This window comes from Pseudoalteromonas ulvae UL12 (assembly GCF_014925405.1).
GTDB classification, from domain to species: Bacteria; Pseudomonadota; Gammaproteobacteria; order Enterobacterales; family Alteromonadaceae; genus Pseudoalteromonas; species Pseudoalteromonas ulvae.
In genome coordinates this window covers 1-25,446 of sequence record NZ_AQHJ01000018.1, presented here as the reverse complement: position 1 = coordinate 25,446, position 25,446 = coordinate 1, and the positions used below count along the sequence as shown (strand labels likewise).

Sequence of the window (25,446 nt, the reverse complement as noted above, 5' to 3'; positions counted from 1 at the left end):
CGTCGTGAAAAGGTATTAAAATGCAACAATTACTCGCTGATGTGATCAGCATCAGCCCACTGACCGAGTTCATCTTTAAGGTCGAACTCAAACCTGCACAATCTGCAGCGTTTAAAGCCGGTCAGTATCTTCAAGTGGTGCTGGGTGAAAAGGACAAACGCGCTTTTTCTATTGCCAGCAAACCAAGTCAAACTGAGTTACTCGAACTCCACATCGGTGCAGGTGAGGCCGACAGTTATGCGCGCCAAGCGCTTGACCATTTACGTGACCACCATGTCGCTGGAACTCAAGCGACGGTTGAAGTGGGCTTAGGGATTTCTGAGCTACGCGAGCAAAGCTCACGTCCGATCATTTTATTGGCAGGTGGAACCGGCTTTTCGTATGTAAAATCAATGGCTGATCACTTAGCTGAAACAGGCTGTGAACGCCCAGTCTTTTTTTACTGGGGTGTGAAAGACCCAAGTGCACTGTATGCTGACGATGAAATGAAAGCGTGGGCAGCCAGCAATCCACACTTTAACTATATCCCTGTCATTGAAAAACCAGCTAACGATTGGCAAGGTCACAGTGGTTATGTGCATTTAGCGGTATTAAAAGATTTTGATTCTTTAGCTGATTACGATATCTATATGGCAGGTCGCTTTGACATGATTGGTATTGTCCGTGATGACTTTATTAACCAAGGTGCAGTACGCGAACAGATGTTTGCCGATGCTTTCGCGTTTATTAAGTAACACTAAATGCTAAATTGACGTTGAAAAGCTGGCTTCGGTCAGCTTTTTGCTTTGCTATTCCCTTCCTTGTAATATATTTATTTCTCCAATAGAAACAAATATATGAATCAGTTAAGTTTATTCGGTTGCTTGTCACTAATCCTCTCATCAATGTCGAGTGTTGCGGCATCAGATAACACAACATCAGTCAATCAACCCCATCACACACTTAGCCAAACACTCCATGATGATGCTCGCCAGCGTGATATCCCAGTCACTTTATACTTTCCAACTGGAAAAATGTGTCAGGTCTCTTCTCCCTGTAAAGTCGCCATCTTTGGTGCTGGCTATGGTATCCCAAGTACCGATTACTCTTTTTTAGCACAAACAGTGAATAGCCATAACATGTTAATGGTGGCAATCACACATGAGCTGCCCACTGATCCACCGCTGTCACGTGAACAACCATTTTTAACAACCCGTATGGAGAATTGGCAACGAGGCGCTGACACCACGCTGTTTGTTCGCAAAAAACTAACAGCACAGTACCCAGAATTCAATTTTGATGCGCTCACTCTTATGGGACATTCAAATGGTGGTGATATTGCGGCGTTACTAGCCAGTCAACAGCACTCTTTTATCGAAACTGTGATTACCTACGATCATCGCCGTGTGCCTTTACCGCGCACTAAAAACATCCAAATATTATCAGTCAGAGCATCTGATTACCCCGCCGATGACAACGTGCTGCCTAGCAAAACCGAACAACAGCAATTTGGTAGCTGTGTTGTCACCATCGCTGATGCTCGCCACAATGATATGGCCGATCATGGCCCTAAATGGCTTACAAAAGCAATGAGCCAACTCACCGCAGGCTTTTTGAATAAGCAATCGTGCCAGACATTAACCCGCAACTCTTTACGGCTTGAGCATTCTTAACTTATCAGACTTACACATATTGCCAGTTTAATAGCTCATCTATGCTGGCAATGCGCAACAAACCATCAAAAAAAACGAACGCTCTGATATAAACAATCAATTTTTAAAATAATATAGCTCATCGCATACTGACTGTAACGCAACAGAATTCATTGGAGAACATCATGGATACAGTCATTCAACATACCATCAAACAATTACCCACTCTAACAGCAGAGACTGAAATAACTCACGCCATTAATGAGCTACAAAAGCATCGCCTCTTAGGCGCTCCGGTATTAAACGAACAGCGAGAATTAATTGGCTTTATTTCTGAACACGAACTGTTGAAGCCAATGTTAAGCAGTAGCTATTTCTGCGATGGGGTGATCAAAGTCAAAGATTTAATGCGCACAGATGTCGTCGCGGTTGATGCTCATACCAGCATTGCTGATTTAGCTGAGCGCATGCTCCTCACGCAACCTAAAAATTACCCTGTGGTTGAAAATAATAAGGTGATCGGTTTAATTAATCGCAGCCAAGTATTAAGCGCACTAGCCGCCAGTTATTTACGCTGTCAAACCGCGAGTTAAAGCCAACACATTCACTTAAAGCTCCTTGTAACTCAAGTTCAAGCAGCATGAACACTCGCCAGTTCTTAAACTTATAAAAATGTTAGGTGGTGATGGATATAAAAAATGCGCTATCAAAGCGCATTTTTTAATTTTTAGCGGTTATGCTTTGAGGTTTCGTAACGCCTGCTTTTCGGTGTCGCTTAAAAAAGCGATTTGCAGTGCGTTATTTTGTGCTTTGCTAATATCAGCTGCAGTTAAGCCCGCAAGTGGGGCTGCAACTTCAAATTCGTGACGTATTTCAATATTGCTCACACCCGGATCATCGGTATTGATACAGGCTAAAATGCCATGATCTAAAAAGCGTTTCAGTGGATGCTGTGTGATATCGGCGACCGTACTTGTTTGCAAATTACTCGTTAAACATGACTCAATACCAATTTCATGAGTCACTAAATAATCCATCAGCTTAGGATCTTCAATGGCTTTCACGCCGTGGCCAATACGCACAGCACCGAGTTCATTAATCGCATGCCACATACTTTCAGGCCCTGCCGCTTCACCTGCATGGACTGTAATGTTTAAGCCCGAATCGCGCGCTTGTTTGAAATGACTAATAAATAAATCACTCGGAAAACCAAGTTCATCACCCGCTAAATCAAGGGCAACGATATGTTGTTTATGCGCTAAAATAGCATCGAGCTCTAACTGACAAGCAGCTTGACCAAACGTACGTGATAAAATACCAATCAAGTTCGCTTTAATTTGCGGAAACTGTTTTAAACCTGCATGTACCCCATCCACGACAGCTTCTACAACTGCTGTGGGGTTCAACCCTTGGGTTTTTGCCATGTAATATGGACTAAAACGCAGTTCAACATAATCTAAACCTTGCTTGACTGCATCTTCAATATTTTCAAATGCAATACGACGACAGGCATCATAATCACCCAGCACCGCCACCCCCCAATCAAGCTTACTTAAAAAGCCTAATAAATCGGGTTCATTTTTAAGTACTTGAACATGCGGGCGCAATGATTCGATATCATGACCTGGCAACCGAATATTAAACTGTTGACCAAGCTCTAAAATGGTTTGCGGACGCACATTGCCATCTAGATGACGGTGAATATCAAGTAATGGTAAGTTGTTATTTATCATAATTGAGCTCGGTTTAATTAAAGTTGCCGCATGATACGCAGGTGATGTATTTATTCAAGGACATATAGCCGATATTGACAATTAAACCACGCTTAAAATTGATTTAAATAATGCATCTGGTTCGATGGGTTTAACCACATAATCATTCATGCCCACCGCCATTGCTTTTTCGATGTCTTCTTCCATCGCATTGGCCGATAAACCAATGATCGGGAGATTTTTATATTGCTGTTCACTGCGAATAATTTTGGTGGCCGATAATCCATCTAGCTCAGGCATTTGGATATCCATTAAAATCAAATCGTAGTGCTTTTTTTGCAGCATATTGATGGCGATTCGCCCGTTTTGTGCAATGTCTGGCGTACAGCCTTTGCCTGCCAAAATTGCGCTAATCACTTGCTGATTAAGCGGGTTATCTTCGACCACTAAAATTTGATATTGTGCTAACGATACAATGCTAGCATCAAACTCATCACCCCCACCTCTGTTTACAGCACATTCTTCTTTACCTATTGGGAGTGTGAAATAAAATTCACTGCCTTGCCCTGCCTCACTTTTGAGGCCTATTTCTCCTCCCATCAGCACGACAAGCTTTTGGCAAATACTGAGTCCTAGACCTGTGCCACCAAACTTTCGAGAAGTTGAGTTGTCTGCTTGCGAAAAAGGTTTAAACAGCTTTTTCTGTAAAGATGGGTCAATACCAATACCCGTATCAGAGACAACAAACATCACTTGATCATCATTAAAAGCAACCAGCTTGACGCTAACTGAGCCTTTTGGCTCTGTAAACTTAATCGCATTATTGACTAAGTTCAGCAGCACCTGATTTAAACGAACTTCATCTGTGTATATTTGCTCATTAGCAAAAGACTCATAATCGACACTAAAATCGATATTTTTTTGGTTAACATCATGTTTAACCATAACACTGAGCTGCTCAAAAACTTGCTTATACGAAACAAGGCTTTTTTCTAACACCAATTTTCCTGCTTCAATTTTAGAAAAATCGAGCACGTCGTTGAGCACACGCTGAAGTACATTGACTGCGCTATCGGCTTGCTCAATATAACTGCGAGTTTGCTCAAAATTACTTTCCTGCAGAGCCAAATAATGCAAACCTTTTATTCCATTAATAGGCGTGCGGATCTCATGACTCATATTGGCTAAAAACTCTCCTTTAATGCTATTGGCTTCATCAGCTTTTTGCTTTTGCGCTAATAACTTACGCGTTTGAGACTCGACTTGTTGCGAAACTCGAATATTCGTTCCAGTCAGCATTAATAAAAAAGTAATCAGCAACCAAACAAACAACATACCAAATAGCTGCGCGCGCCAATGCTGAACCCAGAAACTACGCTCACCCACGCCTAACTCTTCATACAAACTTAACTGCCAGACTCGCTGGCCAAAGCTCACTTTCTCCTGAAATACCCGTAGATCATCCAAATAATTCCCTGTTTCAAAAAGCATACTGACTTGAGTGTGATCTGTGATGTCTTCTAATTTCACTTTGTAACCCGAGAACTCTAATGGTGCTAAAGTTGCAGCGATTATATTAGGCAAGTGAATAACAGCCACGACATAGCCTTTTAAATGAGGTTTAGGTTGTGCAGCCATCACAGGTACTAGGTATAACACACCTGCCGATTCAGTTTGTTTTTGCACTAACGAAATCACTTCAGATACCACAGGTTTTCGCGAGCGAGCAGCTTGATTTAATGCGCTTGCCCGCACCGGATGTGATGACAAATCAAACCCGAGCGCCGCTTCATTACCTTGAATAGGATTGACAAAATAAACCGGGAAATACCAAGGGCGAGTTGCCGCTGTCACTAACTGCCCTTGCGAGTTTTTTTCTTTAAATTCAAAGTTATTAAAACCAATATCACGCAAGCGCTGCTCATAATCGCTACGCTGTTCATCGGCCACTTTAGGAAGCCATTCAATAGCACTGATTTCAGAACTAAATAACAATTGCTGATCGGTAAAGCTCATAAACTCAAGGTAGTTCACTTCTTTACTGCTCTCATAATAAGCTTTGAGTAAACCAATATTGGCTTTGATTTTCTGTAGCTGTTTGTCGAAGCTAAATTTGAGCATTTTCGATTTAACTAAGACTTCCTGCTGGATGGCTTGTTGCTCTGTGCGGTAAGAGATATAAAAAAGCAGATTGAGCGATAAATAAACCACTAAGGTTGGTACCACTACTTGAACTCGGCGTAACTTTTGCTGCTGATTAAACGTGATTAAAGTCAGCGGAGTAAAAATCAGCACTCCGAGGGTATCACCACTCCACCAAGTAAACAGTGTCCGAGGTAATGTCTCTGAAGATAAAATGCCAAAGCCATATAACGTCATCGACCCAATAGTCGCAGAAATTAAACAACACAGCGGCCCACCCAATAACATCAACTGCAAAGTCGATTTAAGTTCTATCAGTTGCTCGGCTTGATCATTGACCCGACGAATCAACCAGTAGCCCACAGCGGCCTGTGTCACGACTCCAATCGAAATAATAAAAGATTGACTGACATCCTGAAGGTCCAACGACCAACTAAGGGAGCCAAAATGAAAAGAATTAATACAAAGAGAACCAAGGAAAACATAAGGAATTGCACGGTACTGCAACAAAAAAAAGCCCGCCAACGCAATACCCGCTGATGGCCAAATGGCGGCGGCATACGTTCCAGCCGTTAGTAACGTATTTGATAACACTCCCATCACAATGTAAGCGAAAAATAGAGCCGCCCCCCATGCTTTATGATTGTGCACGCCACCTTCCTTAAATGATTTTTATCGAACAACCTCACATGCTAAAACTCAGTCTAGCTTATTCATAATCATAGAGTTAATTTCAATACAAAAACGCCAGTATTTATACTGGCGTAAAACGTTGATAAAGCACCAGAGCTTGCTCAGTCAAACCCTGAGCTGCATAACATTCAGCTGCGGCTCGCCAGTGGCGCGGGCTGTTCTCATCATTTAATACTGTTTTAAAGACTTTGCTCGCCAACTCCGCATCATTTTGTGCTTTGGCGGTATAGGCCAAACACAGTAATAACTGCGTTGATTCGGGTTGTTTTTTTAGCTGCTCTTGAATTGCTTTTTGCAAGCTGACTAAACTCAATTGCTGGCTTGTTGATAAAACCTGACAAATTGCTTCAAAGTGGCCCTTTTTAAGCAATTTAAGTAATATTTTTTCGCCTGTTGCGACCTCACCATTAGTTAATATTGCTTGGCAATACTGCACTTCAGCTAGCGGTTTCAAATTGCGAGGCAGCTGTTCAAACCTTTGTTGCAATATTTGTCCGTCACCATGCTCAAAAATCACTTCCCAAACACTTTGCCATTGCTGATCAGTAAAATCGGCGAATTTAGCTAACTTGGGCAAAATATTGAGTAAGTTTTCACTGTCTTTTTGTGCCACCAGCAACTGGCTGTATAAACGTAACTGCAGTGCATCCGGCTTTTTTTGTTCGGCCGCAATCGACAACAGATCTGCAGCCATTTGCGCTTCACCCGACTGTGCATACAGATGGGCCACATAATTTTGCTGCTCGTCAGGCACCTTGGCTAATAAAGCCAGAGCTTTAGCGCTTTGCTTTGATTTAAGTGCCGCATCTGCAGCAAACGCATAACTGATACCTTGCCATTGCTCTGGAATTGCTGCGCTATCGAGCTTTTTTAATACAAAACTATGGTCGTTATTCAACGTCGACCAAAGGCCTTGCTGTAAATTGGCTAATTGCTTTTTTTGACTGCGTTCAGTGAAACGAAAACGAGTTGAACCATAAATTGATAACAAGTAGCGCACCAATTTATAAATAATAAACACACTCGAAACTGCTAACAGCAGCATAATCGCAAAACTTACAATGGTGCCTTCAATCGTCCAGTTATCTAATGCGATTAAAATATAGCCTTTTTCACCAATCACCCAAGGTGCCACGCCAAGCACTAAGGCAGCCAACAAGAATGCAAGTATCGGTTTAATCATTGCGCCCACTCCTGCAATGCCGCGGCGCTGACCAACTCAACTTGCGGGTTAAACTGCAAATCTTGCTCGGCCAATGTGGCAAGTTGTTGAGTGATATTGACGACACTGCTGGCTTGCTGATCATAATAATCGGCTATGATTTTCTGTGCTTGCGCTATCGATGCCTTAAACACGTCCACTTGCTGATTTAATAATGCACTTTGGCTTTGGGTCACATAAAAAGCCAAACGTTGGCGCACTAAAGTTTGTTCTTGTGGCGACAAAAGTGGCTCAATTGGAGCCGAGCGTTCGCGCACTTTAATAAAATCATCAACCAATAAACGCCATGAACGTTTCAAGTTGGATTGCCAATCGGAAATATCATCACTCAATGCGGTCGCTTGTTGAGTTTCAAGCAGATCAGGCAATTGCACCATGTTTAAAGGCAGTTTAGGTAATTGTTGAGTGATGCCATATAAATTTAAATACAACTGTTCGACTGGCACATTCTGAACAGCAGCGAGAGCCTGAATATCTTGGTGGATAGCTTCGCGCAATCGGGTATGGCCGGCATGCTCAGCCAACAGGTGGTCAAGCTGCTGTAAAATGGCAATCGCCGCCTGATAATTTTGCTCGCTTTGTACTTTAAAAATCGCCATTCGATGAAGGCTTTTCACTTCAAAGGGATTAAGTTCGACTTGCTGGTTATTTTTTTGTTCAAGTGTTTGACTCAGCTGCGCAGCTATTTGTTGCTCGGTTGTTTTAAGTGCTTGCTGAATATTGGTTTCGCTATTGCGTAATTGTGCATTGAGTTGAGTCGCTTGCTGATCAGCCAGATTTTGCAGAGCGTGCAGCTTATCTGCCAATGCTTGATTTTCATCATTCAACTGACTAAATAGCTGATTACTATATTGTTGCTGTTGTATGTAGCTGTAAGCGACCGCGCCACATGCGCCAAGCGATAATAATATAGCCAATGCCGCCACCCACTTTGCACCGCTGGTTTGTTGAGTCTTTTTTGCTTGCGGTTCAGTGCGAGAAGATTTAGGTTTCGACGTTGGCTCCTTGTCCTGTGTAGTCACGGTGGCATCTGAGTTGATGATCTTTTCGTCCGACATAAGGCTTTCCTGCGATGTAATACCTGCCACAATTGCCTCATCAGAAGCTCCGGCACATATCTGAATATTAGTAGGTGAAATGGCCTGTGTTGCTAAGTAATCTGCTATGCGATTACTAGCCACATAAAAGCGACATGTTTTCAGCCATTCAAGTTCATTCGCTGCTAGTTCATTGAATATCGCGTCCACTGCAGCATTACTGGTTAATACTATACTGTCTATTTTTTGTTGTTGCCATTGCTTTATTTTATCACTGATTTTGCCAGGTACAGGTTGTCTGCGATATAACGCTAAACTGTGGATAAAGGCACCACGGGATTTTAGTGTTTGCGCAATAAGTGGGCGGCCATCTTGCCCTTTTATCAACACAATATTTTTTTGATCAACGTCTTGCAGGCCTGGTAGCGCCAACAATCCTTCTGAATCATGCTGTTTTGGTTTGCGCGCTTTGACTTGAAACAAATCTAAAATCACCTCAGCCGTTTTATCGCCAATGGCGTAAAACTCAGGTTGGTGTTTTAAATTTGGTTTGAGGGCATATAAAGCTTTAACTGCATCTTGTGAGATGAAAATAAGTTTATCGGCCTCAGTTAAGGGGCTCAATTGAGCACTTGAGACAGCGATTGCCTCAAGCTCTAGCAGAGGAAAAGACATTGTTTGGTGGCCCAATTGTTGTAATTGTGCCACCAGCTGTTCACCCTTAGTATCTGGTCGGGTGACTAAAATAACCGCCATTAAGCATCCTTATAAACGGCTTGTAAAATAGTATCAGCACCTTGGGCGAGTAACTTCTCAGCCAATTCAATGCCTAATTTTTCTGCATCATCACATGCGCCATTGACTTGGTCACGCAAAATTTCACTGCCATCAACAGCCCCCACAAGACCACGAAGTGTAAGTTGCGAACCTGAAACTTCTGCAAATGCACCGATTGGCACTTGGCAGCCGCCTTCAAGGCGTCGATTCATAGCGCGCTCTGCTAATACTCGAATCCGTGTTTCGTGATGCTCCAGTGCCACGAGTAACGCTTTCGTGGCGCTATCATCGCTGCGACATTCAATCCCAACAGCACCTTGACCATTAGCTGGCAATGATTGCTCTGGTGAGATAAAACTGGCGATGCGCTCAGGCATTTCAAGGCGAATTAATCCTGCCGCCGCTAAAATAATGGCATCGTATTGGCCTTCATCAAGTTTTGCTAAACGCGTATTAACATTGCCGCGTAAGTCACGAATATCTAAATCAGGGCGCAGTGCACGGATCTGGCACTGGCGACGCAAACTTGATGTGCCAACAATCGCTCCCTGTGGCAATGCATCAATCGAATCAAAATGATTTGAGACAAAGGCATCGCGTGGGTCTTCGCGCTCACAAATGGTGTGCAGCTCTAACCCGTCTGGAAACTCAACAGGCACATCCTTCATGGAGTGAACGGCAATATCTGCTCGCCCTTCTAACATTGCTTGTTCTAACTCTTTAACAAATAAGCCTTTACCGCCAATTTTTGCCAAAGGAGTATCTAATATTTTATCGCCTTGTGTCGACATAGGTACCAGTTCAACTTCAATACCTGGGTGATGAATTTCAAGTTGCGCTTTTACAAACTCCGCTTGCCATAATGCCAATGCACTTTTACGTGTCGCGATACGAAGAATTTGGCTTGAAGATGTCATGGGTTACCTTTTACGTGTTTTATTTTATAAATATCTTATAAATTTCGTTGTTTATTAATGATTCGAAATGACTTTTCAGCCAATATTTTTTGTTCTTTATCTCGTAATTGCACTGTCCAATCGCCAGTCTGTGAGGTCATAATATTTTTCGATGAAAAAGTTCGAAAGTGATTTGAGCTAATATCGAGAGGGATCTCAGCCATTGTGTTGCCATTATATTGCCAAACATGCGTCACTTGCTGTGGCGTGAAATTATTCAGTTCGGTAAAGAAATAGAGTTTTTCTTCAAACTCATCGGTGTAAACCTCACTCGGCAACACATCTATCGGCTCTCGTTCTTGGACGGAACGCGTCAATACCGCACGACTGACCACACTGGTATCAATATACACGCCGCGAGAGACCGGACTTAACTCGGCGATGATTAAATCAGCGGCGAGAGTGCGCTCTTGTGGTGGTTCATTTTCTTGAGGCGCTTCAATGACCGCATTGCTCGGCTCGTTAATCACCTCAACAATGATAGTTTGCTCAGTGTCAGGCAAAGAAATCTCGGTATTTTGCTCAGCCGTTTTCTCATCCTCAACACTGCTTAACTCGATGTTATCGTCAATTATTGACGCCTCAACCGGAGCAACACTCTCCTCTGAGGTAAAAGAAACATCAGCACCCAGTGCAGGGGCGGCGGCAGGGGCGACAATTTTAGCTTCGTTGGCATTCACGACCGATAAAGTACCCTGAATTGCTGCAACTGAGAGAATGCTCACCACCCCACCCGCCAAAATGATGCGTCGCCAGTGCCACTGATAACTCACTTTAGGCACAGTGAGCTTTTCAGAGTCAGTACGGTGTGCTTTTACATTTGCGGTTACAACAATTTTTTGTCCCATCGGGCACTCCTGTTAGCGAATTAATGAAGACGCTCAATTAACCATTGACGGATCAGGGCAATTTCTTCACCACACACCTGATGAGCCATCGGGTAATCATACCATTTTGCGTCAAGCCCGTTGGTGCACAGCACATCAAATGCTTGTTTTCCGGCGTCCATGGGGACAACTGGGTCTTGGCGACCGTGCACCATAAGTACCTTAAGATCCGTGTGTATGGCTTCATCGGCAAATTTTGACGGTGCACACATATAAGTAGACAACGCCATAATTCCGCCCAAAGCTTGATGAAAGCGCGGCGCTAAATGAAGGGCTATCACGCCACCTTGCGAAAAACCCGCCAATATAATTTTATCGGCTGCAATTCCTGATGCGAGCTCTTGCTCAATCAATTGCTCAACCTTTGCTGCCGATTCTCTCACACCTTGCTCGTCAGCTCTTTTATCTAGATCAAAAGAGACGATGTCATACCATGAGCGCATTTTCATGCCGCCATTGATTGTGACCGCCTGAATAGGTGCATGTGGAAACACAAATTTAACCCCAAGCTCGCTGGGCATATTCAGTTCAGGCACAATTGGCGCAAAACCATCACCAGAATCCCCTAACCCATGGAGCCAAATCACAGTTGCACGATGCTCAGCAACGGGTGAACAAACAACGGCTTCTAATGTCATTAATTTGCTACCCACTTAATTGTTGCATCTGCCTGACGTGATGATGCTTCAGACATAAATTGCCAAAATTCAGCACCAGAACGGTTATCAATCCATACTCCATCACGTAATTCAAAGTGGTGGCCATTGAATTTTGTTGCCACCCAAATTTGATGAAGGGGTGTTTGTTTATTCAAAATAATTTTTGTTTGATTTGGGAAGATAATCTCTAAAATCCCAGCAGCAGATTCAAAATCTAAATCGACTTCAGACTCTTCTATTTGCTCTTCAAGGGTCAACATTACGGCATCAACCAACTCGTGGTACTCATGATCAGTCATGGCTTTTCCTTATTCTGAAATAATGCGACTAAAATCGATAAAATAAAAATTAGTCGACTGGCTGCTTTTTATCTGATTTCTGTTACTCTGCGATTATAAAGAGCGTAACTCGTCAGTAAATACTTTTATCTAAAGAAACACTATGCAACAGAAAAAATTGGTTCGTGTCTGTACTATTTTAAGCTTATCTCTGATTATTTTGGCATGTGGCCAAAGTGGTTCCCTTTATTTGCCTGATGAACCACCGCGTAATGTGCAGGAACAACCCACTCCAACGTCTACAATTGACACCACTTCAGCAGATACGCCGATAAAGGAAAAGTAACATGGATTATTTTAATTACCGAGAAAATACGCTCTTTGCAGAATCTGTAAGTGTGAATGATATTGCTCAGCAATTTGGTACTCCGTGTTATGTCTATTCTCGTGCCACACTTGAGCGACACTATAAAGCATTTACCGAAGCTGCAGCCAATCATCAACATTTAGTCTGTTATGCTGTCAAAGCGAACTCAAACTTGGCTGTGCTGAATGTATTGGCGCGTTTAGGTTCAGGCTTTGATATCGTTTCTCAAGGTGAACTGGCACGGGTTGTCGCTGCAGGAGGCGAGCCAAGTAAAGTGGTCTTTTCTGGTGTCGCCAAAACCGCTGCCGAAATTAGCTACGCACTTTCTTTAGGGATCAAATGCTTTAATGTCGAATCTGAAGCTGAATTAGAACGCATTTCTCATGTTGCAAGCCAAGAAGGTCTGGTTGCACCTATTTCAATTCGTGTTAATCCAGATATTGATGCTAAAACCCATCCGTACATTTCGACCGGATTGAAAGAAAACAAATTCGGTATTGCAATTAGTCGCGCACTTGAGGTTTACCGACATGCCGCGCAATTGCCTGGCATCGACATTCAAGGGATTGATTTTCACATTGGCTCGCAACTAACTGAAGTTGAGCCTTTTTTGGCGGCCTTAGACAAGGTGCTGGCCATCGTCGCGCAATTAGCCGAATACGGTATAACACTCAAACACTTAGATGTCGGAGGGGGATTAGGTGTGGCGTATTTAGCTGAAGAGCCTCCTCATCCAAGTACCTACGTGAGTCAACTAATTGAGCGATTAGCGCCATTTCCAGACCTTGAACTCGTTTTTGAGCCCGGCCGAGCGATTGCGGCCAACGCCGGTATTTTAGTCACCCAAGTCGAGTACTTAAAACAAAATCAAGATAAACACTTTGCTATTGTTGATGCTGGTATGAACGACTTATTGCGTCCGTCATTATATCAGGCATGGCAAAACATCATTCCTGTATCACCTCATGAAGGGGACACGCAGCAATATGATATTGTAGGCCCGGTATGCGAAACTGGTGATTTTTTAGGTAAAGACCGCGCTTTGTGTTTAACACAAGGGGACTTATTAGCCGTGAGAAGTGCTGGGGCCTATGGATTTACCATGAGCTCTAACTATAACTCTCGCCCTCGCGTTGCTGAAATTATGGTTGACGGTGATACTGTTCATGTTATTAGAAAGCGTGAAACCATTGCTGATTTATACCAAGGAGAAAACACGCTACCTGCTTAACAGGTGTGTGACAATAAAAGGCTTTTATGTTAGTTAATTTTTCAAAAATGCACGGATTAGGCAACGATTTTATGGTGATCGATAACGTCACCCAAAACGTGTTTATTTCGCGCGATCAAATCATTAAATTAGCCAATCGACACTTTGGCATTGGTTTTGACCAATTGTTAATGGTCGAAGCGCCTTATGATCCAGATTTAGATTTTCACTATCGTATTTTTAACGCTGATGGCAATGAAGTTGAGCAGTGCGGTAACGGCGCCCGTTGTTTTGCTCGTTTTGTCAGGATGAAAGGCTTAACCAATCGACACAAAGTCATGGTATCAACTAAGTCTGGCAATATTACGTTGCATATCGAAAAAGATGGTTTAGTCAGTGTCAATATGGGTCACCCTAAGTTCGAACCCAGTGATATTCCGTTTAAAGCCACAAAACGCGAAAACACCTATATTTTTCGCGCCGGAGATCACACGGTATTTTGTGGTGCTGTCTCGATGGGTAATCCACATTGCGTACTCTTGGTCGATGATATTGATACAGCCCCCGTTGAAACCCTAGGCCCAGCTTTAGAAAACCATGAGCGCTTTACACAAAAGGCCAATATTGGCTTTATGCAAGTGATCTCTCCTGAACATATTAAGTTACGCGTGTGGGAACGAGGGGCTGGCGAAACACTCGCATGTGGCTCAGGCGCATGCGCTGCGGTTGTGATTGGTATTTTACAAAAGAAACTTGCCACTCATGTACGCGTTGACTTACCAGGTGGTTCATTACAAGTTCGTTGGCAAGGTGAAGGACATAGTGTCCGCATGACTGGCCCTGCTGAACATGTTTTTGATGGGCAAATCGCGTTATGAGTCACTTGAGCGAAAAAGACGTCTTTGATTATTTAGTCTCGCACCCAAATTTTTTGGTTGAACATCCGCAGCTACTCGATATGCTCAATGTCCACCACAATGAGAGCGGCACGACATCATTACAAGGGCATCAGCACAAGCGGCTCAAAGTTCAGTTACAACAGCAACAGCAGCAGCTAGATACACTAACCTTGCATGCTCGTCGCAGTGAACAAATTTATCAGGTCTTTAGCTCGTGCCATCGCCATTTAATGATGCACAATAATTTTGCTGACTTAGCCGATAACTTAGTCACATTGATCAGCGCCAACCTTGATATTTGCGAATGCAAATTACTGCAATATCATGACGGTTTGGCCAGCATCGTGACTCATCGCTTGAGCGCATCGCCTTGTTATTTAGGTCGAATCAATCAACAAGAGCAAGCGTTATTATTTGATACAGAATGTCAGTCGGTGGCGCTTTATTTGATTGGTGATACACAAACACCTTTAGCGGTCTTAGCATTTGCAAGTAAAGATCCAATCCATTTTGAGCCTTCGCAAGATAGTTTCTTTATCAATGAATTTGTCAAAGCGTTACAGACTAAACTCGCTGATTTTGCATGAGTGAACCCCAGACACTAAAAACAAGCTGGCTCAATGGTATTGAGGTATTTATGCAATACCTCAAATATGAAAAAAATTACTCTAAACATACGGTGCTGCAATATCGTTTACAACTTCAAGAGATTGGCTGCTTTTTACAAGATAAAGCCGATAACTGGTTAACCGTGCAGCCTGAACAGCTACGCGCTTATAGCATGAGCTTAAAGGCGCGTAACTTAAACGCTCGCACTATTAATCTGAAATTGTCATGTATTCGTAGTTTTTATAAGTACCTACAAATCAAGAAAACCGAATTGGTCAATCCTGCACTAGGTATTCGAGGTCCTAAATTTCAACGCCCTCTCCCTAAAAATCTCGATGTTGATCAGATGCATCAACTACTCGAAATGAGACCTGAAGATAGCTTAGGCTTTCGAGATAAAGCGATGATGGAACTCATGTATTCATCAGGGTTGCGCGTTAGCGAGCTAGTAAATGCAAACTTACAGGATTTAGACTTAGCCCAAGCTGAAATACGCGTCTTAGGTAAAGGGAATAAAGAACGCATTTTACCCATCGGCCGTCAGGCGATCGACGCATTACAACAGTGGCTAAAGTGCCGTGGCGAATTTGCTTTGCCAGAGGAGCCAGCGTTGTTTTTAAGTAAAAAAAAGCTTCGTATTTCGACCCGCCAAGTACGCACCAGAATGAATCAATGGGGCACGACTCAAGGGATCAGCAGCAGTATTCATCCTCATAAACTACGCCACTCGTTTGCATCTCACATGTTAGAATCTAGCGGCGATTTACGTGCTGTCCAAGAACTACTTGGTCACAGTAGCCTTTCTGCGACTCAGGTTTATACTCATTTAGATTTTCAGCATTTAGCCAAAGTGTATGACAGCACTCATCCTCGAGCTAAAAAAAATCGCCCTTAACTTCGCCTCCATATAAGGTTTTTTGTTGTGCTAATTTATAAAAAGATTAATCCTATTCGCATCGTTAGCTTTGATTTAGACGATACCCTCTACAATAACCACCCGATTATCAAAACGGCAATTCAGGCGCAGTTAAACTACCTTAATGAATTGACATTATGGCAGCAGCAACCCGCTAATTTTTGGTCACACTGCCGCGACACAGTTGCAAGCCAGCACCCTGAAATTATTGATGACGTCACAGCTTGGCGCCAACATACTCTAAGATTTGCTTTGCAAAAAATAGGCTATTCAGCGCAAGACGTTGAGCATCATGCCACACAAGCCTACCAAGCATTTGCCGAGGCTCGTAGTCAAATCATCGTCAATGAGCCGGTGTTATCTCTGCTCAATCGATTGAAACAGCAATATAAAGTGATCGCTATCACCAATGGTAATGTTGATGTTGAACGATTTAATCTAAAAGGAATATTCGATTTAGTCTTGATGGCAGGTCGTGATGGAAAAGCCAAACCTCACGCCGATTTGTTTAATCAAGCTGCCCAGCACTTTAATGCTTCCTTAAACAGTATTTTACATGTCGGCGATAGCCTTGATACTGATGTGCAAGGTGCAAATAACGCGGGTTGTATGTCTGTTTGGCTTGATAATCAAACAATTAACTACCAATACAAAGGCCTTGCTCACATTACAATAACCGATGTTTTAGCGCTTGAAATGATTCTTTGAGCGTACGCCACAAAAATTACCGGAATTAATTAGGTTTATGAGTAAATCGTATTAAACTATAAAGATATTGATTTGATGAAGTGTGGTTAAACATGGCAGGTATTCTCGATTCCGTTAATCAACGTACTCAGTTGGTCGGTGAAAACCGTCTTGAATTACTCCTGTTTCACCTTCATGGTCGTAACCTATTTGCTTTAAATGTATTTAAAGTGAAAGAAGTCGTTAAATTACCCAAACTCAGTGTGTTACCCAATGCGCACCCTAAAATTTCTGGGGTTGCGAATATCCGTAATGAATCAATTCCGGTCATTGATTTACGCCAAGCCATTAACCTTCCTCCCATTGAACATGGTGAAGATTGTAATTTAGTCATCACAGAATATAACCGAACAGTGCAAGGGTTTTTAGTTGGTAAAGTGGATCAAATAGTTAACATGACTTGGTCAAACATCATGCCACCACCGTCCAGTGTTGGTAAAAACCATTATCTGACCGCCCTGACCAAATTAGAACGAAATGGTGTGCAAGAGTTAGTTTCTATCATCGATGTTGAAAAAGTCTTAGCTGAGATTGTTGAGTACACAGTCGAAATATCAGAAGGTATTTTAGATCCAGATATCGTTGATAAGTTTGCTGGTCGTAAAGTATTGCATGCAGACGACTCTCCGACTGCAAGGCGCCAAGTTAAAGACACTCTGTCCCAATTAGGGATTGAAATTATTCCTACTCAAAATGGCCAAGAAGCTTTTGATTTACTGCAATCATGGGCTAATGAAGGCATTGATGTAGAAAAAGAATTTTTAATGGTCATCACAGATGCAGAAATGCCGGTGATGGATGGTTACCGACTTACTTTTGAAATCCGCAATCACCCTAAACTCAAAAATCTATTTGTAGTACTCAACACCTCGCTAAGTGGCAGTTTTAACGAAGCCATGGTTGAAAAAGTGGGATGTAACGCCTTTTTATCTAAATTTCAGCCCGATAGACTCGTTGAAACCGTTCAGGATCGCCTAAAGCAAACCTTAAAAGATCAGTAAGTCGCGTAGCGAGCAGAGTTTAGCCTCTGAATCTTTTCACTTAAAGTAAGCGTTTGTGTTTGTGATTGGTGTACGTTTCCATACACAACTGTTCATAAAAACAGTATTTTATTTAGCCCACTAAAAACTCCTGTTATACTGCCTGCATAAGAATTGAAAAAGGTATACTGATGGACGTTTCTGAATTACTCGATGGCTTAAATGATAAACAGCGTGATGCTGTTGCTGCGCCATTACAAAACATGCTGGTTCTCGCTGGTGCGGGTTCTGGCAAAACCCGAGTACTCGTCCATCGTATTGCTTGGTTAATGCAAGTCGAGCATGCATCGCCTTACAGTATCTTTGCCGTCACTTTTACCAATAAAGCCGCAAAAGAAATGCGCTCTCGCGTTGAAGAAACCATCAGCACGTCTGCTGGCGGGATGTGGATTGGGACTTTCCATGGCTTGTCACATCGAATTTTGCGCGCACATCACCGTGAAGCAAATTTACCTGAAGCTTTTCAAATTCTCGATTCTGATGACCAACAACGTATGATCAAACGCTTACTTAAAGCGATGAACATTGACGATAAAAAATGGCCTCCCAAACAAGTTTCTTGGTATATCAGCGCTAAAAAAGACGAAGGTTTACGCCCTAAAGATATCAAAGCTTATGATATGAATGAGCAGATGTTCTTGAATATTTATACTGCTTATCAAGATGCCTGTGACCGTGCAGGTTTAGTCGATTTTGCCGAGATACTCTTGAGGTGTTACGAGCTGCTCAACACTCAACCAACATTACTTCGTCATTACCAACAACGCTTTCCTCACATGCTGGTTGACGAATTTCAAGATACCAATACCATCCAATATGCATGGTTAAAGTTACTGGCTGGTAGTGGCGGCAATGTGATGATTGTGGGTGATGACGATCAATCAATTTACGGATGGCGCGGCGCCAAAATCGAAAATATACGTCGCTTTTTAAGCGATTTTAATGCACAAACGATTCGCCTTGAACAAAATTATCGCTCAACAAGTACCATACTCAAAGCTGCCAATGCACTCATCGCCAATAATTCAGAGCGAATGGGCAAGAGTTTATGGACCGATGGCAATGAAGGTGAGCCGATTTCTATTTATGCTGCTTATAATGAGTTAGATGAAGCGCGTTTTATTGTAGGTAAAATCCGCTCTTGGTTAAACGCTGGCAACGCGTTGCAAGACAGCGCAATTTTATATCGCAACAATGCGCAATCACGAATCTTAGAAGAAGCTTTACTTCAAGAAGGTTTAAAATACCGAATTTATGGCGGCATGCGCTTCTTCGAACGCCAAGAAATCAAAGATGCGCTGTCTTATTTGCGCTTAATTGGCAACCGCCAAGATGATGCAGCATTTGAGCGTATTATCAACACGCCCACCCGAGGCATTGGCGATCGAACATTGAGTTTAGTTCGTGACTGCGCTCGCAATGAATCACTCCCTCTTTGGTATGCAGCTAAAGCACTCATAGAACAAAAGCACTTAACTGGCCGTGCAGCATCGGCAATTACAGCATTTGTTAATTTAATCGAGCAAATAGAAGAAAACATTCAAGAACTCAATCTTGAAGAACAAGCTAAATACACCATTAACACTTCTGGCTTGATGGCCATGTATCAAGCCGAAAAAGGTGAAAAAGGCCGAGCCCGAGTAGAAAACTTGGAAGAATTAATCAACGCTTGTGGCCAATTTGAACTCCCTGAAGAAGAAGAGTTCGCCTCTCCTCTGACTGGTTTTTTATCGTATACCGCATTAGAGTCTGGCGAAGGTCAAGCAGAAGAACACGAAGATGCCGTGCAAATGATGACGCTCCATTCGGCAAAAGGGCTCGAATTTCCATTAGTCTTTATGGCTGGTGTCGAAGAAGGGATGTTTCCATCCCAACAAAGTAACGAAGAGTCTGGCCGCCTTGAGGAAGAGCGACGCCTTTGCTACGTTGGTATGACCCGCGCTATGGAAAAGCTCTACATTAGCCACGCCGAAACACGCAGACTATACGGCCAAGAAAAATACCACAGTCCTTCACGCTTTTTACGCGAAATACCAGAGCAATGCATCGAAGAAATTCGCATCAAAACTCAAGTTACACGCCCGCAAGCGAGTAACCGCTTTAGCTCCACAATGAGTCATGCCGCCTTTGAAGATACGGGTTTTAATTTAGGCCAACGTGTACTTCATACTAAATTTGGTGAAGGTACTGTCCTCAATTATGAAGGAACCGGTGCGCAGTCTCGTATTCAAGTCGCTTTTGATGATGTTGGCACAAAGTGGTTGGTCACCGCGTATGCTAGGCTGCAGAGCATCTAAATGTCACTTAGTTTTCAGTTAAATAACTATTTATCGCAGCTGACGCAAAACCGTCATCGTCAGCTGCTGGTTATTACTGGTGAACAATCTTGGGTTTACCAACAAGCACTGCAACTTAGTGAGGATTGCTCAAGCTCTCCCTTAATTCTGAGTAATCATGAATTGCTCCAAAATGCGATTTGGCCCGAACACACTCACCAATTACTTGGCCAAGAAAATCAGCATGTTATTTATGATGGCTTTTCAGGGCTAAAGCCAAATTTACTCGCGGCAGTATCAGGTACAGTAAGAGCAGGTGGATTGCTGATACTCTTGCTTCCTTCTCGGGCGCAATTAAATACTTTTATCGACCCACAATTTAGTTCATATCAATCTGCCGAACAAAGTAGTGCTCGCAGCAACTTTAATACACGATTTAACCGCACATTAACCCAATGCTTCTGCATTTTTTATGATCAGAACGATGGTCTATACATTCCAGATATTTCACCTCAGTCCAGCGAAGATCCGTATGTTGAGCAGCAAGCAGCGCTAAAAACACTACAAAAATACGCATTAGGCCGAGCCCATCGCCCGGTATTATTAAGAGCCGATCGCGGACGTGGTAAATCTGCGGCCCTTGGGATCACAGCGGCGATGTTAGCTTATAAAGGTAAACGAGTAACAATTTGTGCCGCTCAAAAAAGTGCAATAGACACGACCTTTCAGTTTTATCACTCGCATCTCGCACTTAAAAGCAATCAAGTACAACCGCCAGCTGGCGCACTACAGTTTGTTCCACCAGATCAGTTATTTGAGTATCACAATCAAACTGACGTTTTATTAATTGATGAAGCAGCCACGTTACCTGTGCCTTTTTTAATCAAAACGCTTCATACTTTTAATCGAATTATTTTTGCCACCACAGAGCATGGTTATGAAGGGTCGGGCAGAGGATTTACGCTTCGTTTTTGCCCTTATATAAAGCAGCATTTTGCAGGTGCGCATTTTATTTCACTTCACCAACCTATTCGGTTTGCCGCTCAAGATCCGCTCGAAAATCATATTAATCGGCTATTGTGCCTTGATGCTGAATCATCTGACACACAAAATGATGATACAACGCATTTCGCATTAGTAACCCAAGAAGAATTAAGCCAAGATGAAGCCTTACTCAAACAAGTTTTTGCTCTGTTAGTAATGGCCCACTATCAAACCTCTGCCAATGATCTTCGCCACTTGCTGGATGCAGCAGGGCTCAAAATATTTATTGCCACACAGCACAACCGAGTCATTGGCACCGCCCTAGTTCAGCTAGAAGGTCAGCTCAGTCATGAATTAAGCGAACAAATTATCACTGGATCACGCAGACCAAAAGGGCACTTAATGGCACAATCCCTTGCGCAACTAACTGGTGATAGTAAAGACTTACAGCGTTCTATGGCAAGAATCGTGCGAATTACTGTGCAACCTCAATTACAACGCCAGCAAATAGGGAAGCAACTTCTTTCGTTCATTGAAGCGACTCTCGCAGGGCAAATTAGCATAATAGGCGCTAGTTTTGGCGGGCAAGCTGAGCTAATTAATTTTTGGCAAAGCCAAGCTTATCGTTTATGTAAAGTTGGTTTTAGTAAAGACCATATTAGTGGCGAACATGCATGTTTAATGATCAAAGATCTAGCAGAAGAAATCTCGCAGCTTACTCTATTAAACTCTCGATTTAATCGGGATCTACCACTGAATTTAATGCATCACTTTTCTCATCTCGATCACCATTTAGTGTTACAACTATTAACAGATACAAAGCATGATGTAGCGCAAATGCGTGATGTACACATTGTGAAACGATACTTAAATGGGCAGCTGCAATTTGCTGATAGCTTTGCAAGCTGTTGGCGCTTACTTTGGCACTGTCATCATTTACTTAATGAATGTTCGATAAACTCGCAAGCAATGCTAATTAAGCTAATATTACAAAAGCAAACATTGCAAAGTCTCGCTTTAGAACTGAATATCAATGGTAAGAAATCATTGCAAATCAACATAAAAGAGGCAATTAATGAGTGGTTTCTATTAGTCGAGGGACAATTTGATACGCTGTTTAATTCCGATCATACTCTTACTTAGCCCTTTATGTGCGGCTGAATATGGTATCACTGACAACTCTATTACTTTGGGCATGTCGAATGCTTTATCTGGCCCATCAGAACAATTAGGCCAACATATTAAGCAAGGCTCGCAATTGTATTTTGATGAAGTTAACCGTAAGGGCGGTGTATTTGGTCGAAAAATTCAAGTGATTAGCCTTGATGACGGTTATGAACCCATCAGAACAGTCGAAAACACCCGTTTATTACTGCTTCAAAAAGATATTTTTGCTCTGTTCGGATATGTTGGCACCCCAACTTCACATGCGATTCTCCCCTTACTTGAAAGCAGTAAAGTCCCCTATTTAATGCCCTTTACTGGCGCAGCGTTCTTGCGTACACCGACTCGCCCTACGATTTATAATTTAAGAGCCAGCTACCAACAAGAAGCCGTCGCACAAATACACTACCTCGTTAACTCTCGCAAATACACTAAAATTGGCCTGTTAATACAAGCTGATGAGTTTGGACTTGCACTAGAAGAAGCACTTCATACAGCACTTGCTGAACACAAACTCACCCCCGTGATTACAACCCGCTTTAGGCGCAATACATCAGATATAAAAGCAGCATTGCTAGCACTCGAACAACACGATCTTGAAGCTGTCAGTCTAGTTGGCACCTATAAGCCCTTAAGTGAACTAATCAACTTAGGCTTTGAACATCAGTTTAAACCTACCTTTGCCACTGTTTCTTTTGCGTCGAGTAAAGAGTTATTCAAGCACATCAAGTATCCAAGCGATATTATTGTATCTGAGGTCGTACCAAATCCTTCAACATGCCAACTTGAAATCTGCTTTGAATTTAGGGCATTAGCAAAAGCACAAGGCATGACCGAATATAATCAAGTAAGCTTTGAAGGATTCATTAATGCTAAAGTCTTTATCGAAACTGCGTCAAGTTGTGGCCGCCAATTAAATCAAACCTGCTTGCTAAATAAACTAACATCACTATCTGGTGATTTTTATGGCTTAGAAATAAACTCTGATAAGAGTGACCACCAAGGCTTAAAACACGTTTACATGTCTTTCTCTCACTAAATTTCAGTTAACGACAAGCGAAGCATTTCTTTTATTTGTGCCGTCACTGCTAAATTTGCTTTTTCGTCGAAGCCAATAATACGCGGCGTATGGATATGCCCGGTCGGGATCTGGGAGCCTAATAAGTTCCGTAGACGAATACTACGATAAGAAATTTCGTTAGATAAATAGCCACCGCCACCACCTTTGACCGCTGTAGCATGTTCTAACTCTGATAAACTTTGTGCTGCAAACTTTTTATTCTCAGGCTGCTGAAGAATCACAACTTCACGATTATCAATCACTTTATATTCACCACTAGCTTGAGTCATCGCACTGTAAGGCAAGCTATAGCTTACAAACTCAGGACCACTCAATGGCAAATTACCGAGCAAAGGAATAATAGGGTTTGATTCATTCGCCCCAGTCACCACATTCAAATTATCAGGAGCTATCACACTGCGGCGCTTTCCTGGAAAATGCTCTAAATCGAAATGTTCGCGCCCCATTGAGATCGTAGCGATTAAATCAACACTTTCGGTAGCATAAAACGGCGCTAACAAGGATTCGATCTCACCATGATCGAAGTCCTCATAGCGTACAGGGATCATGACCGTATTTATTTCAGCAGTAATACCTTTATATTCAATTACCTGCCCATCAAGAAGTAAAGCAGCGATACCAGAAGGGTTACTCTGAGCTATATTCTTATCGAGTAAAAACGGGTCAAAACCTGTTAGCAAAATCTTCTTGGTTGCTCCCTTAGAATAAGCGAGTTCGGTGCGACCTCGACTTGCCGCTTCAAATACTTCGATCAGCGCATCTCGTTGAGACGCACTAAATGAAAGACCATGTTGCTTTATAGCTTTTGTCCCAGCTAAGCGCTGCCAATATAATGCCCTATCATCCAGCGCACCTAATTGTACTGCTTTCTTTTCATTGCTCCATAATTGCTCAGCGTAAGCTCGTAAATTATCAATAGTCTGGGTAAAGTCACCCTTCTTGAGCAATAATGCCATATCTGTATCTACTTGATGGTTTTTATGTTTTAAAGCAGGCAGCACTTTTTGAGCTTTATCTAATCGAAGTTCTTCAATTGTGAAAGTCTGCGCTTGGATGAGCGGGCTAAATAAAGAGGCAGTAAACAAAAGAGATAATTTAAACATAGCGACAACGATGATTTTTAATTTTGTTCAGCTTAACGAATTTCGACATAGGTTGAAACAAAACCCGATAAAAAGGCGAATTAATTCAAGCATTATTTAATCCATGTTCTATGCTTTTAGTAGTAAAACGCTAACAAAAAAGAGGGACTGATGGACTTTATAAACTTCAAGGTTGGCCAAAAAACAATAGCACTCAAAATCCTTGATATTTTATTAACTGAACGGTTTGAGAACAATCTAACGGCTCTTCCTAACAATAATAAAAGCTTTATCGGCGTTAAAGATTATATGGGCTCGCCAACCCCAATTTTCGATCTTGGCTTAATTCTCAATAATGAATCCACACACGTAACCAATGCAAGTCTAGCTGATTTATTACAAGCGCGAGAAAAAGACCATATCGAATGGTTTAAACAGCTTGAGCACAGCATTACAACTGGTGAACCATTTGGCCTTGCTCGGGATCCACATCAATGTGCTTTCGGAAAATGGTATGACAATTTTAAAACTGATAATGAAGATTTAGACTCAATCTTAAAACGTTTCGATGAACCTCATAAGCGCATCCACTCATTAGCTGACACATTACTTAATTTAATTCGGCAAGGACAAAAAGAGGAAGCACTCGAGATATTTGCCTCAGAAAAAAGAACAACTTTCACACTCTTGCTAAGACTATTTGAATCAGCCCGAGAACAAGTCGTACTAGATTACAAACCTATCATTATATTTACGACGAAAGACGGTCAAAATCCACATATTGGTTTACTTGTCGATAAGGTAGAAGACAGTGTCAGTGTTGATAAATCAGATATCAAACCTCTAGATAAATTGACTAGTATCGGTTTTGATATCGACCCACAAACTCGCAACATGATGCGCGGTTTAATCAAAATGGAAAAATCACACAGTGTAATAATTGACTCTAGTGCAATTTTTAAACCTAGCGAGCTCGAAGAAGCAACTCTAATTGAATAAAAGTGATTTGTTAAAACTTAAACAGCAGACAGCAAAAAGCCCGACTCAGTGAGTCGGGCTTTTCTTAATAGGAGCCTG

The 25,446-nt window shown here is 42.3% G+C and carries 23 protein-coding genes; 14 read left to right on the top strand and 9 right to left on the bottom strand.

Features of this window, described 5'->3' with window-relative positions; all coding sequences use genetic code 11:
* Positions 1–20: 20 nt before the first annotated feature.
* From fre to PULV_RS00400, 3 genes are all read left to right on the top strand, one after another.
* Positions 21–734 carry an NAD(P)H-flavin reductase gene (gene fre / locus PULV_RS00410; RefSeq protein ID WP_193330596.1) on the top strand — a complete coding sequence of 238 codons (714 nt, stop codon included), beginning with the start codon at positions 21–23 and terminating at the stop codon, positions 732–734.
* A gap of 102 nt (positions 735–836) precedes the next feature.
* Complete coding sequence (locus PULV_RS00405; protein WP_193330595.1) at positions 837–1,652, top strand: alpha/beta hydrolase; 816 nt, start codon at positions 837–839, stop codon at positions 1,650–1,652.
* A gap of 164 nt (positions 1,653–1,816) precedes the next feature.
* Positions 1,817–2,224, top strand: a complete 408-nt coding sequence (locus PULV_RS00400) for a CBS domain-containing protein (protein WP_405127475.1) — start codon at positions 1,817–1,819, stop codon at positions 2,222–2,224.
* Between the two features lie 141 nt (positions 2,225–2,365).
* Here PULV_RS00400 and add read toward each other — a convergent pair whose 3' ends face one another.
* From add to cyaY, 8 genes are all read right to left on the bottom strand, one after another.
* Positions 2,366–3,364 (bottom strand): adenosine deaminase, encoded by a 999-nt coding sequence (gene add, locus PULV_RS00395; RefSeq protein ID WP_086746037.1) that lies wholly within the window; start codon positions 3,362–3,364, stop codon positions 2,366–2,368.
* Between the two features lie 81 nt (positions 3,365–3,445).
* Entirely contained in the window at positions 3,446–6,136 is a 2,691-nt protein-coding gene (locus PULV_RS00390; protein WP_193330594.1) for a CHASE domain-containing protein, read from the bottom strand.
* A gap of 103 nt (positions 6,137–6,239) precedes the next feature.
* Entirely contained in the window at positions 6,240–7,361 is a 1,122-nt protein-coding gene (locus tag PULV_RS00385) for a heme biosynthesis HemY N-terminal domain-containing protein (RefSeq protein WP_086746039.1), read from the bottom strand.
* Positions 7,358–9,193, bottom strand: a complete 1,836-nt coding sequence (locus tag PULV_RS00380; RefSeq protein WP_086746040.1) for a uroporphyrinogen-III C-methyltransferase — start codon at positions 9,191–9,193, stop codon at positions 7,358–7,360. Before PULV_RS00380 ends, PULV_RS00385 begins: the two co-directional genes overlap by 4 nt.
* The gene (gene hemC, locus PULV_RS00375) at positions 9,193–10,131 is read right to left on the bottom strand and encodes a hydroxymethylbilane synthase (RefSeq protein WP_086746041.1); all 939 of its coding nucleotides are present in this window, start codon (positions 10,129–10,131) and stop codon (positions 9,193–9,195) included. The genes PULV_RS00380 and hemC overlap by 1 nt, the downstream gene beginning before the upstream one ends.
* A gap of 35 nt (positions 10,132–10,166) precedes the next feature.
* Positions 10,167–11,018 (bottom strand): DUF2914 domain-containing protein, encoded by an 852-nt coding sequence (locus PULV_RS00370; RefSeq protein WP_086746042.1) that lies wholly within the window; start codon positions 11,016–11,018, stop codon positions 10,167–10,169.
* A gap of 20 nt (positions 11,019–11,038) precedes the next feature.
* On the bottom strand, positions 11,039–11,695 hold the full coding sequence (locus PULV_RS00365; protein ID WP_086746043.1) for an alpha/beta hydrolase: 657 nt from the start codon (positions 11,693–11,695) through the stop codon (positions 11,039–11,041).
* Entirely contained in the window at positions 11,695–12,015 is a 321-nt protein-coding gene (cyaY, locus tag PULV_RS00360; protein ID WP_086746044.1) for an iron donor protein CyaY, read from the bottom strand. Before cyaY ends, PULV_RS00365 begins: the two co-directional genes overlap by 1 nt.
* 142 nt (positions 12,016–12,157) lie before the next feature.
* On the opposite strand from cyaY, the gene lptM reads away from it, so the two are divergent.
* The 10 genes from lptM to PULV_RS00310 all read left to right on the top strand — a co-directional run bounded on the left by lptM (position 12,158) and on the right by PULV_RS00310 (position 23,245).
* Positions 12,158–12,340, top strand: coding sequence for an LPS translocon maturation chaperone LptM (gene lptM, locus PULV_RS00355; RefSeq protein WP_140372901.1), 183 nt, complete (start codon positions 12,158–12,160; stop codon positions 12,338–12,340).
* A 1-nt stretch (position 12,341) separates the two neighbouring features.
* Complete coding sequence (gene lysA / locus PULV_RS00350; RefSeq protein ID WP_086746045.1) at positions 12,342–13,592, top strand: diaminopimelate decarboxylase; 1,251 nt, start codon at positions 12,342–12,344, stop codon at positions 13,590–13,592.
* A gap of 26 nt (positions 13,593–13,618) precedes the next feature.
* Positions 13,619–14,449 (top strand): diaminopimelate epimerase, encoded by an 831-nt coding sequence (gene dapF / locus PULV_RS00345; RefSeq protein WP_086746046.1) that lies wholly within the window; start codon positions 13,619–13,621, stop codon positions 14,447–14,449.
* Positions 14,446–15,057 carry a DUF484 family protein gene (locus PULV_RS00340; protein WP_086746047.1) on the top strand — a complete coding sequence of 204 codons (612 nt, stop codon included), beginning with the start codon at positions 14,446–14,448 and terminating at the stop codon, positions 15,055–15,057. Before dapF ends, PULV_RS00340 begins: the two co-directional genes overlap by 4 nt.
* Entirely contained in the window at positions 15,054–15,974 is a 921-nt protein-coding gene (gene xerC / locus PULV_RS00335) for a tyrosine recombinase XerC (RefSeq protein ID WP_193330593.1), read from the top strand. Before PULV_RS00340 ends, xerC begins: the two co-directional genes overlap by 4 nt.
* 27 nt (positions 15,975–16,001) lie before the next feature.
* A complete protein-coding gene (locus tag PULV_RS00330) occupies positions 16,002–16,703 on the top strand; it encodes an HAD-IA family hydrolase (RefSeq protein WP_086746049.1) in 702 nt (233 codons plus the stop codon).
* Between the two features lie 92 nt (positions 16,704–16,795).
* The gene (locus PULV_RS00325; protein WP_086746050.1) at positions 16,796–17,743 is read left to right on the top strand and encodes a chemotaxis protein CheV; all 948 of its coding nucleotides are present in this window, start codon (positions 16,796–16,798) and stop codon (positions 17,741–17,743) included.
* 170 nt (positions 17,744–17,913) lie between these two features.
* Positions 17,914–20,079: a DNA helicase II gene (gene uvrD / locus PULV_RS00320; protein ID WP_086746051.1), complete on the top strand. Its 2,166-nt coding sequence runs from the start codon at positions 17,914–17,916 to the stop codon at positions 20,077–20,079.
* Positions 20,080–22,185 (top strand): tRNA(Met) cytidine acetyltransferase TmcA, encoded by a 2,106-nt coding sequence (locus tag PULV_RS00315; RefSeq protein ID WP_086746052.1) that lies wholly within the window; start codon positions 20,080–20,082, stop codon positions 22,183–22,185.
* A complete protein-coding gene (locus tag PULV_RS00310; protein ID WP_193330592.1) occupies positions 22,148–23,245 on the top strand; it encodes an ABC transporter substrate-binding protein in 1,098 nt (365 codons plus the stop codon). The genes PULV_RS00315 and PULV_RS00310 overlap by 38 nt, the downstream gene beginning before the upstream one ends.
* Here the strand turns inward: PULV_RS00310 and PULV_RS00305 are convergent.
* A complete protein-coding gene (locus tag PULV_RS00305) occupies positions 23,242–24,402 on the bottom strand; it encodes a hypothetical protein (protein WP_405127476.1) in 1,161 nt (386 codons plus the stop codon). The genes PULV_RS00310 and PULV_RS00305 overlap by 4 nt on opposite strands.
* A gap of 138 nt (positions 24,403–24,540) precedes the next feature.
* Between PULV_RS00305 and PULV_RS00300 the strand changes: the two genes are divergently transcribed.
* On the top strand, positions 24,541–25,368 hold the full coding sequence (locus PULV_RS00300) for a CZB domain-containing protein (protein WP_086746055.1): 828 nt from the start codon (positions 24,541–24,543) through the stop codon (positions 25,366–25,368).
* Positions 25,369–25,446 lie beyond the last annotated feature (78 nt).